13 protein-coding genes are annotated in these 9,788 nt (G+C 60.6%); 11 read left to right on the top strand and 2 right to left on the bottom strand.

The genetic code is table 11. The annotated features are described in order from the left end of the window. The first annotated feature begins 228 nt into the window (after window positions 1–228). Complete coding sequence (locus BLIN9172_RS16290; protein ID WP_101555985.1) at window positions 229–720, top strand: YajQ family cyclic di-GMP-binding protein; 492 nt, start codon at window positions 229–231, stop codon at window positions 718–720. A gap of 11 nt (window positions 721–731) precedes the next feature. Here BLIN9172_RS16290 and BLIN9172_RS18665 read toward each other — a convergent pair whose 3' ends face one another. Further along, on the bottom strand, window positions 732–1,865 hold the full coding sequence (locus tag BLIN9172_RS18665) for a tyrosine-type recombinase/integrase (protein ID WP_101555984.1): 1,134 nt from the start codon (window positions 1,863–1,865) through the stop codon (window positions 732–734). Next, window positions 1,843–2,370: a helix-turn-helix transcriptional regulator gene (locus BLIN9172_RS16280; protein WP_145997990.1), complete on the bottom strand. Its 528-nt coding sequence runs from the start codon at window positions 2,368–2,370 to the stop codon at window positions 1,843–1,845. The genes BLIN9172_RS18665 and BLIN9172_RS16280 overlap by 23 nt, the downstream gene beginning before the upstream one ends. A 95-nt stretch (window positions 2,371–2,465) precedes the next feature. On the opposite strand from BLIN9172_RS16280, the gene BLIN9172_RS16275 reads away from it, so the two are divergent. From BLIN9172_RS16275 to BLIN9172_RS16235, 10 genes are all read left to right on the top strand, one after another. Continuing rightward, window positions 2,466–2,663, top strand: a complete 198-nt coding sequence (locus tag BLIN9172_RS16275) for a helix-turn-helix transcriptional regulator (protein WP_101555982.1) — start codon at window positions 2,466–2,468, stop codon at window positions 2,661–2,663. Beyond that, window positions 2,660–3,172: a hypothetical protein gene (locus BLIN9172_RS16270; protein ID WP_101555981.1), complete on the top strand. Its 513-nt coding sequence runs from the start codon at window positions 2,660–2,662 to the stop codon at window positions 3,170–3,172. The genes BLIN9172_RS16275 and BLIN9172_RS16270 overlap by 4 nt, the downstream gene beginning before the upstream one ends. Before the next feature lie 45 nt (window positions 3,173–3,217). Continuing rightward, window positions 3,218–3,562 carry a hypothetical protein gene (locus BLIN9172_RS16265; RefSeq protein ID WP_145997989.1) on the top strand — a complete coding sequence of 115 codons (345 nt, stop codon included), beginning with the start codon at window positions 3,218–3,220 and terminating at the stop codon, window positions 3,560–3,562. Beyond that, on the top strand, window positions 3,559–4,776 hold the full coding sequence (locus BLIN9172_RS16260; protein WP_101555979.1) for an AAA family ATPase: 1,218 nt from the start codon (window positions 3,559–3,561) through the stop codon (window positions 4,774–4,776). Before BLIN9172_RS16265 ends, BLIN9172_RS16260 begins: the two co-directional genes overlap by 4 nt. Next, on the top strand, window positions 4,773–5,003 hold the full coding sequence (locus tag BLIN9172_RS18245; protein ID WP_170286951.1) for a hypothetical protein: 231 nt from the start codon (window positions 4,773–4,775) through the stop codon (window positions 5,001–5,003). Before BLIN9172_RS16260 ends, BLIN9172_RS18245 begins: the two co-directional genes overlap by 4 nt. Then, on the top strand, window positions 4,996–5,454 hold the full coding sequence (locus BLIN9172_RS18900; RefSeq protein ID WP_170286952.1) for an HNH endonuclease: 459 nt from the start codon (window positions 4,996–4,998) through the stop codon (window positions 5,452–5,454). Before BLIN9172_RS18245 ends, BLIN9172_RS18900 begins: the two co-directional genes overlap by 8 nt. Continuing rightward, entirely contained in the window at window positions 5,451–6,923 is a 1,473-nt protein-coding gene (locus BLIN9172_RS16250; RefSeq protein ID WP_101555977.1) for a terminase large subunit domain-containing protein, read from the top strand. The genes BLIN9172_RS18900 and BLIN9172_RS16250 overlap by 4 nt, the downstream gene beginning before the upstream one ends. A 4-nt stretch (window positions 6,924–6,927) precedes the next feature. After that, complete coding sequence (locus tag BLIN9172_RS16245) at window positions 6,928–8,316, top strand: phage portal protein (protein ID WP_101555976.1); 1,389 nt, start codon at window positions 6,928–6,930, stop codon at window positions 8,314–8,316. A 1-nt stretch (window position 8,317) separates the two neighbouring features. After that, window positions 8,318–8,800, top strand: a complete 483-nt coding sequence (locus BLIN9172_RS16240; protein ID WP_069600128.1) for a hypothetical protein — start codon at window positions 8,318–8,320, stop codon at window positions 8,798–8,800. A gap of 118 nt (window positions 8,801–8,918) precedes the next feature. Then, window positions 8,919–9,758, top strand: coding sequence for a phage major capsid protein (locus tag BLIN9172_RS16235; RefSeq protein WP_069600127.1), 840 nt, complete (start codon window positions 8,919–8,921; stop codon window positions 9,756–9,758). Window positions 9,759–9,788 lie beyond the last annotated feature (30 nt).

Genomic DNA, 9,788 nt, shown 5'->3' with positions numbered 1-9,788 from the left:
GGACATGGCATCATTGAAACCGTCGATGAATCGACTCCAAACGAATTAGTGAACCGTAAGCCTCACGCTCAAAAATGCTGAGGCACCAACACGGATCACGCGCTCACTCCTCAGTGAGGCACCTCGCTCGATAGACGCAGATCACAGTTCGCAGCCTCGGCTAGACTCGGACCCAACAGCCGAGCCCGTTTCCATCGGGCACCACCGATCGCAGACAAAGGAGCATTCATGGCCAGCGAATCCTCATTCGACATCGTCAGCAAGGTCGACCGCCAGGAAGCCGACAACGCCCTCAACCAGGCGGCGAAGGAGATCAACTCTCGCTATGACTTCCGCGGCACCGATGCGTCGATCGCCTGGAGCGGCGAAGCCGTGCAGATGAAAGCCAACAGCGAGGACCGCGTCAAGGCCATCCTCGACGTCTTCCAATCGAAGCTGGTCAAGCGCGGAATCTCGCTGAAGTCCCTCGAGGACGGCGACCCCTACCCCTCGGGCAAGGAATACCGCATTGATGCCTCGATCAAGGAGGGCATCGACAAGGACAACGCAAAGAAGATCTCAAAGATCATCCGTGACGAAGGCCCAAAGGGCGTCAAGGCGCAGATCCAGGGCGACGAGCTGCGCGTGAGCTCGAAGAAGCGCGACGACCTGCAGGAAGTCATCGCCTTGCTCAAAGGCCAGGACCTCGAGGTCGACCTGCAGTTCACGAACTACCGTTAAATCCCGCGAGTTTACAGGGCAGAACCCGCACCAGTCCGCACAGAGTCCGCAGAAGGAAAAACTGAGTCCATCAGGGCAGTGCCGGCGGTGCGGGTTTTGTCGTCCGCGTTCGGCCATAGGTGCGAATACGTGTTCAACGTGATCGACGGTGTGGAGTGCCCGAGAGCGTGCTGCACAGTTACCACGTCACAGCCGGAGGCAATGAGGCCCGAGGCGAAGAAGTGCCGAAGATCGTGCAGCGTGTACTCGTCCATGCCGACCTGTGATCGCGCTTCACGCCAGTAGTGGCCGGCACTCCCCCGCTGGAACAGGTTCCCGCCGTTGACGAGCAACCATTGACCGCGCTCGTCCTCCCAGATGCCAAACCGGGCAATGTGGGCAGAGATCCGCTCAATAAGCTTCTCTGACACATGGATTGTCCGCTGCGACCCGTACTTCGGAGCCTTCACCTGCACGTCACTGTTCGTCGCCCCCTGCACCTGCCGGTTCACGGTGATTGTGCGGCCCAGGAAGTCAATGTCGGGCACCTGCAGCCCTGCCGCTTCACCGAGGCGGAGACCGGCGAACGCGCAGAGCTCAATGAACGTGCTGAAGTACGGATCCGCGGCGCCGATCACCTTGCCCACCTGCTCAGGGGTCGGAATCAGCATTGATGACCCTGCACGGCCGAGCCTTGGCAGAGTCACATCGGCAGACGGTATGACACCGATCTTTCCCGCCTTCTTCGCTGCCATGAACGCCATGTGCACGTAGTTGTGTCGAGTTCGGATCGTCGACGGCTCCAACCCCTTCTTGCGACGATCGTTCGGTTTCGTCATCGACTTCACCCACGCCTGCACATCGTTCGCGCTGATCTTGTCGAGACGCTTCCGGTAGAACGGGGTCGACTTCACCGCCTGCTCAGCAGCCAGATAGGTGCCGCGCTCCCACACTTGGATTGACGACCATGCTGTGAACCATTCCTCGAACGTGATCCGACCGGCTCGAGGTTCCACCCATGTGCCGGTGCGGACTTTGACTGTCTCACCGTCGAGCCAATCCTGAGCGTCGATCTTGCGGTCGAAGTGTCGCGCGTGTTCTTTGCCGTCGTGGTCACGGTAGCGGGCTCGCCACTTCCCGTTGTCACGTTTCTTGATCGAACTCATCAGTCCACCTGGTAATCGCCTCAGCCAGCGATTTCCACTGTGTCCGCTCAAGTGTGCGGGTAGCTACGCGGAGTTCATCGGCAACATGGTCATTGACCGGCTTGTCGAGCTCCGAGGCCAGGTCGAACACCGGGTTCACCTTCTCGAGCTCAATTCGCAGCAGCTCCTCTGCGGCATGGATATCGGCAATCGCTTCGTGTGTTCGTTCGTAGTTTTCGACGACCGCTTCAACTCGCTTTCGCAGGGTGACGAGCCGGAAACCTTTGGTCATCTCCTCGAAGTCGACTTGCAGCGATTCTGCGAGGGCGTGCGCCTCAGCTACGCCGACCTGCCGGCTCCCCTTCTCAGTCCTCGAAACCGTCATCTGACTGTAGGACTTGAAGCCGAGGTCGTTCATTCGTCGCGCCAGGTCTCCCTGGGACAAGTTGTTTCGAAGGCGGTAGTGCTCGACGTTCTTTGCGAAAAGCGCGTCCAGGCCCACCCAATCATTTTCTTCTGCGGTCATAAAAGAATACTCCCACACAAATGTTGCGCACACAATCAATCGTGTGTATATTCATCAGTGTTGGACACTCCAACATACTTGTTTCAGGAGGAGTAATGACCACCACACCCGTCGATCGGCTGCTCTATATCGAGGAAGTCGCCGAGATGATCCGCAAGACTCCCGCGGCTTTCCGATACATGATCCAGCGCGGGGACGCGCCCAAGTCAGCCAAGATCGGCGGCCGGCGCATGTTCAAAGAGTCCGACGTCGAGGCGTGGATCCAGGAGCAGTTCGACAAGGCTGCATCGTGACCATCTACGACGTGCCCGTCGACGACACGGTGTTCTTCCCCGTGTCCGGCGACATGATGCGCAGAATGAAGTTCGAGGAAGAAAGCAAAAATGTGGCGGTCGCCACCCATGCCAATGAACGCTGCGACCGCCACAACCAATGCCAAAACACCCAGAAAGAGGATGAAATGTCTACCACCAATTCTAGCAAGACCGGCACCGTGAAGCACCCCTCATGGTCCGTCCCGAACCAAATGCGCGTCTTCGGAACCGACGTCATGCACCAGGGCACCACGTACAGCCTCGAACGCGCCAATGAGAACGGTGACGAGTACAGCCTCAAGGCGACAGTCACCCAGCTCGAGGAAATCGGCCACGGCCTCACCACCGACCCGTACGTCAATCTCGTCGTCGACAGTGCGCCCTTCGGGAACACCGTGCTCAATCTCGACATTGCCGAGCTCGAGACCCTGACCGATTGGCTGATGGGAATCGTCGAGAAGGTGCAGCACCTCAAGCCCAAGCACTGACTACCCGTTCGCACTTACCCATGCCAGGAAGTGCGCGGGGAGTACGTGGACATTTTTGGAAGCGTACTCCCCGCCGAGAACACGATGACCAAGTACCTCAGCAAAGACGAGGAAACCTTGAAGATCTACCACGGCGGCACACAAGTCGCCTACGACCGCGGACACAAAGAAGGCCACTTCGCCGGATGGAACCAAGGCGTGATCGTCGCCCACGTCAATGACAACGAGTTCCTGCGCGGCCTGCGCGACCATATCGCCACCTACCCACGAGAGGACGCCGACACCGTGACCGTGAGCCGAGCGTTCCTCGAGAACCTCGTCAGCACCATCGACGCGAAACGTGCCAACAACGCGGCCAACATCGAGCGCAGGAAGGCGGCGAGAGCATGAGTGAACAACCCGTGATCCGGTGGGGTGACGTTGCGAGTCTTCTCGATGGGACGCTGCCAGAGCCACCGGCCCCCGAGATTCTCGGCCGAGACGACGGGAACTCACTGTTCTACCGAGGGCAGGTCAATAGCCTGTTCGGTGAGCCCGAGTCGGGCAAGACGTGGATCGCGCTGGCCGCTGCTGCTGAAACCCTCAACGAAGGCGGATCGGCGGTCATCATTGACCTTGACCATAACGGGATGCTTTCGACGGTCTCTCGACTGGTATCCCTGGGCGCTAGTCAGGATGCCCTAGTCAACTTCGATCAGTTCCGATACGTCGAGCCTGAGGACCGAGACGAGATGTATGCGGTCGTGCATGAGCTCGTCGACATGCGTCCCGACGTTGTAGTCCTCGACTCCATCGGGGAACTACTGCCTGCCCTCGGCCTCAACAGCAACAGTCCCGACGACTTCACCGCAGCCCACAGCCTCGCTCTCAAGCCACTGGCTAGATTCGGTGCATGCGTGATCGCAATCGATCACGTTGCCAAGAATCCCGACAGCGCATCACGAGGACCAACGGGAACCGCGGCGAAGTCCAGGGCGATCGGCGGCGTGAGCCTGAGAGTCAAGGTCAAGGAGGCTTTCGCGCCAGGCCGAGGTGGATCTGCATACATCAGTATCCGCAAAGACCGGCACGGAGGACTCAGGGCCACTTCACCAGCAGGAGATAACGAACCACTGGCCGGCACGTTCGCCTTGCACCCAGACGGCTATCGGACGAAGTACAGCATCTATGCTCCTGACGACGGAGACTCGATGCCAGGCTCTGCACCAGGCGAAGATGTAGCAGCCCTGCAAGCCCTCGACCCCGCACCAAGTTCGGTGAGAGACGTGAAGGACCGGCTCGGCTGGGGAAGCAACAGAGCATCCATTGCCTACAAGGTCTTCCGCCAACAGGTCAGCCCTGAAGCCGAGAAACAGGAGCGTTCCCCGTTCCCCACACAGGGGGTTAGGAACGAGGAACACGACCCGAGTCCGGATGAACAGACTACGTTCCCCGTTCCCGAACCGTTCCCGAGGAACGAGGAACAGCCTGAATCTGACCCGTTCCCCGTTCCTACCCCTATGTGTGAGGAACAAGGAACAGACCCCGACGAGGACCAGGACCAATCCGAATCCCTTCCCCTGCAATGGGGAGTCAACCCGAACGCACAGGAGAGAGCATCATGACCATCCGAGACCGCTACCTCGATGCCCTCGCACTCATGCAGGCTCACGCCAGCGACGACCGGGAAGGGCTCGAGGCTATCCTGGCCAACACCGACAGCAGCACACTGCTCGCCAGCATCTCCGACCTGGCCCTGCTCACTGGCTCACGAGCTATGGGAACACCAGGAGATCCAAGCAGCTACCTCGCCCAGATGCGAGCAGAGATCATGGGACTTCGAGATGAGTAGGCTCAAGCCCTGCATCGTCTGCGGTGAACCATCAGCGACCACACGATGCGCCGAGCATCAACTGCCGACCCACTCAGGCACACCCAACGTCGAGCACCCTGCCTATGCCAATGGGACACGCTGGAAGAACCTGTCTCGACGGCTCAGGCGACAGCAGCGCTTCTGCGACCGCTGCGGATCGAAGGATCGACTCACCGTCGACCACATCGTGAGGTTCAAGGATCGCCCCGAGTGGGCATACGAGGAAGCGAACCTGAGGATCTTGTGCAAGCCGTGCAACTCCGAACTGGCAGGAGTGAAGGCGAGTCCCGAAGTTGAGCGGATGATCGCCGAGCAGATTGATAGGGGGAGTGGCCCCTCCCTAAGTTACTCCCCGACGCCGCCTGGTAGGCACAGAGACCGTTACACACCCCCCGGGGGTATGCTGAATGAGAGAGGTGAACGATATTGAAGGCTGGTCCCAAGAGTGCTGTCGATGACTCGCCGCTGCCGTTCAAGCCTCGGAGCAAGATTGAGTCAGAAAGATTCGTGAAGTTCGCTGATCGCTTTCTAAGGACTCCCAAAGGCACGGGCGCTAGGGGAAAACTACGCCTCAGAGACTGGCAGGTCTCGATCGCCGCCGATGTGCTCGATCATGGTGCTCGCACTGTCGGCCTCATGTTACCGAGAGGTAGCGGCAAGACAACGTTGAACGCCGCGATCGGCCTGTATGCGTTCTTCACTTGGGGTGACGGTGCCAACGTCGTCGTGTTCGCTGTCGATGAGCGCCAGGCGGGTCTCGCATTCTCCGCTGCTCGTCGCATGGTCGAGCTCTCCGAGGAACTGTCGAGCCGCTGTCAGGTGTTCAAGGACCGGCTCTACTTCCCGTCCACTGATTCGAGTTTCCAGGTCATGCCGGCCTCGGCTGCATCGGCTGAGGGGCTGGACTATGTGCTCGCGATCGTCGATGAGGCCGGCGTCGTGAACCGGGATCTATTCGAGGTCGTGCAGTTGGCTCAGGGCAAGCGTGAACGCTCAGTGCTCGTGGCGATCGGAACACCGGGACCGAACCTCGACGACCAGGTACTGCTCTCGCTGAGGGAGTACGCCGCCGATCATCCTGAGGATAAGTCGCTGCGGTTCCGAGAGTTCTCGGCTGCCGGGTTCGAGCATCATCCACCAGACTGCTCCCACTGCTGGGAGTTGGCGAATCCTGCTCTCGATGATTTCTTGCACAGGGACGCTTTGCAAGCCCTGCAGCCGCCGAAAACACGCGAGGCGACATTCCGCCGCGCTCGGCTCTGCCAACTGGCCTCTGAGACGGAGGGCGGGTTTCTGCCGCCTGGTGTGTGGGAGTCGCTGAACACTGGGGAGATCATCGAGGACGGTGCGGAGTGTGTGCTTTCGATGGATGGAAGTTTCAGCGACGATACGAGTGCTCTGCTGCTTGCCACGGTGTCTGCTGAGCCGCATTTTCACACGCTGGCCGTCTGGGAGAAGCCGAAGGGTGATGACAACTGGCGCGTGCCGGTCGAGGAAATCGAGGACACCATCCGGGCTGCGTGCAAGCAATTCAAAATTGTTGAAATCATAGCTGACCCTTTTAGGTTCACGAGAACTCTGCAAATCCTCGCCGCGGAGTCTCTGCCGGTCGTGGAGTTCCCACACTCCCCAACGAGGCTCACAGCGGCAACCGGCGACCTGTACAGCGCCGCGGTGAACGGGAAGCTGACTCACTCAGGTGAACCGAAGCTCGCCGCGCATGTGGCTGCAGCGGTTGTGACTGAGGGTGAACGGGGCGTCCGATTGAACAAGTCCTCTCGTTCTCGGCAGGCCCGAAAGATCGACTTGGCTGCGTGTCTGGTCATGGCTCACTCACGGGCGACGTGGAGAGCAACGAAGAAACCGAAGCGCCGTCGAGCGCGCTCATTTAGGAGATGAAGAAATGCCAACGAAGAATGAACTGACAGAGATCTTGCAGAAGATCGACGAGCCGGTCGCGGATCACTCCCGCCTGGTCAGATACTACGAGGGGAAGCAGCCGCTGACGTTCCTCTCACCTGAAGCAATCGAGAATCTGGGTAGCCGGCTCTCGACGGTCTCGGTCAATGTCCCTCGCCTGGTCGTGGAGACGATCGCGGAGCGGCTGCGCGTCACTGGCTTCACGAAACCCGAGATCTGGCCCTCATGGCTGGTCAATGACATGGATACGCTGTCCTCGGTCGTCCACCGGGAAGCTCTACTGCTCGGCGACGCCTATGTCATTGTGTGGGCTGATTCTCAAGGTCAACCCCTTGTGTCAGTGGAGTCTGCTACGCAAATGGCGGTCAACATCGACCCGGCGACTCGAGCGATCACATCGGCGGTGAAGCGGTGGGAGACGAAGGACGCCACTCACGCTGTTTGGTATGGACCCGATGAGATCATTCGGTACAAGGCTCGCAGTGTCGGGGCGACGACGACGGGATTCGAGCCGGTCGAGTCTCTGGACAACCCGCTGGGCCGAGTCCCCGTCGTTCAATTCCGCAACGGTGGCCGGCTCATGACCCGCGGTGTCTCCGAAATGCTCGACGTGCTGCCGCTGACTGACGCTCTCGTGAAGCTCACGACGGATCTGCTCACAGCCTCGGAGTCCTCGGCACGTCCTCGCCGCTGGGCAACCGGCATTGAGCTCACCGACCCCGACGATGAGACGGCAGAGGTCGTCAACCCATACGGCGAGGCCGACAAGATGATGATCTCCGAGGCTCCCGAATCGAAGTTCGGTCAGCTGCCGGCTGCGGACCTCATCGGCTATGAGAATGCCGTGTCCATCATCATGCGCGAGATCAGTGCAGTCTCCGGTCTGCCCGATCACATGCTCGGCCTGGCCGGGTCCAATCCGACGAGTGCGGACAGCATCCGGGCATCCGAGGCGACACTGACGGCGAAGGCCGAGGCACGACAGGGCATCTTCGGCAGGTCATGGCGGCAGGTGGCCCAGCTCATCGTCGCGATCCAGACCGGCGCGGACCCGGCATCAGTCGACGTGGGAGTGAAGTGGGCAGACCCGTCGACTCGCTCGACAGCTCAGGAAGCCGACGCCGTGACGAAGCTCGTGCAGGCCGGCATCCTCCCCGCCTCGATCGCCCTCGAGCGTCTGGGATACGACGCGGACGAGATCACCGCCATTGAGGCCGCGAAGGACCGTGAAGCGGCTCGAGCATCCATTGCCGATGTGCAGGCCCGTGCCGACCTCGCCCAGAACCTCGAGGGCCGAGGCATGAACCAACCCGCAAGCCTGGCCGCGGCAGGACTGTTCGCGGCCGCGAATGAAACCCGAGTAGGAGAATGAAATGACTGAACAGCAGATCACCGAGACCACCGAGGAAGTCGAGCCCGTCGTCGAGGAGCTTTCGGACGAAAATGTCCAGAAGTCCGACGGTGACCTCGATACTACCGAGGGCACCGACGAGGATTCGACGCCGTCCGATGAAGACCAGGTCGACGACGAGCCGGACACGTTTCCACGGGACTATGTCGAGAAGCTGCGGGACGAGAACGCACGGTATCGGCAGCGTGCCGGCCAAGCCGACGACCTCGCCGAGCGGCTGCATCATGCTCTCGTCGCGGCGACGGGGCGGCTCATGGATCCTTCGGACCTCGAGTTCGACGAATCCCACATCAAGGATCCGCAGGAGCTGAAAGCGTCCATCGATGACTTGCTGAAGGAGAAGCCCTACCTCGGCAAGCGCACCCCGAAAGGTGACATTGGGCAGGGCGCGTCAGGGGGCAGCGGTACTGTGAACCTCGTAGACATAATGCGCTCTCAAGCATAGGAGAGCATACCCCCAGGGGGTAACTGCTACAATGGTGGGGAGTCGTCCTGGTGGCGGCTCCCCATCGTCGGTCTGGCACCGCGGGAACTAAGTTCAACTTCTCGTGAAAGGTGCCATCATGGCCACTCAGACCACAGCTACACTGCCCACTCTCCAGCAGGCCGAGATTCAGTCGCTTCTCGTCCAGCCCCTCGAAGCCGAGTCCGTGTTTCTCGCCTCCGGACCGAAGATCATCGACACTAACGGTCCGATCCGCATTCCTCGCGTCGCCTCCGGCCTGGAGGTCGGGTTCGTCGCTGAGGGCGCACAGATTCCCGAGTCCTCGGTCGGTCTCGATGAGATCGACATGCTGCCCTCGACGCTCAAGAGCCTCAAGGTCATCTCGCGGGTGACCTCCGAAGTTCTCCGGTCCTCTGCCGTCGCTCTCGATGCTCTGCTCAAGCAGCGCCTGACGACCGACACCGCCGCGGCACTGGACGACGCACTGTTCACCGGCACCGGCACCTCCAACACCATCAAGGGTCTGCTCAATCAGCCGGGCGTGGCCACGGGCGTCCTCGATGCCAACGAGTCCGATTCGCTTCTCGAGGGCATCGGCATCGCCCGCGCCAATGAGGCGAAGCCCAGCAGGTGGTTCCTCTCGCCGGCCGACTACCTCGCGATCCGAAAGATAAAGGACGCAGACGGTCGCTACATTCTGCAGCCTGACATCACCGCCACCGGGCAGGAGTCCCTGTTCGGAGTCCCCGCGACGATCACTTCTCGCATCCCGACCGGCAAGGCCGTGCTCGCGGATATGAGTAAGGTCGTGGTCGCTCGAGACGAGTCCCCGACTGTCACGGTCGATTCGTCCCGCTACTTCGATACTGATGAAGTGGCTTTGCGAGTCACCGCACGGTTTGATCTGGCCCTGCTGCAGCCCAAGGCCGTCACCATCCTGACTGCCGCTGAGGCCTGACATGCAGCCCATGCAGTCCAAGCCGGAAGG

Origin of the sequence: Brevibacterium linens ATCC 9172 (assembly GCF_900169165.1) — a bacterium.
GTDB classification, from domain to species: domain Bacteria; phylum Actinomycetota; class Actinomycetes; order Actinomycetales; family Brevibacteriaceae; genus Brevibacterium; species Brevibacterium linens.
This window is presented reverse-complemented; position numbering and strand designations above follow the sequence as displayed.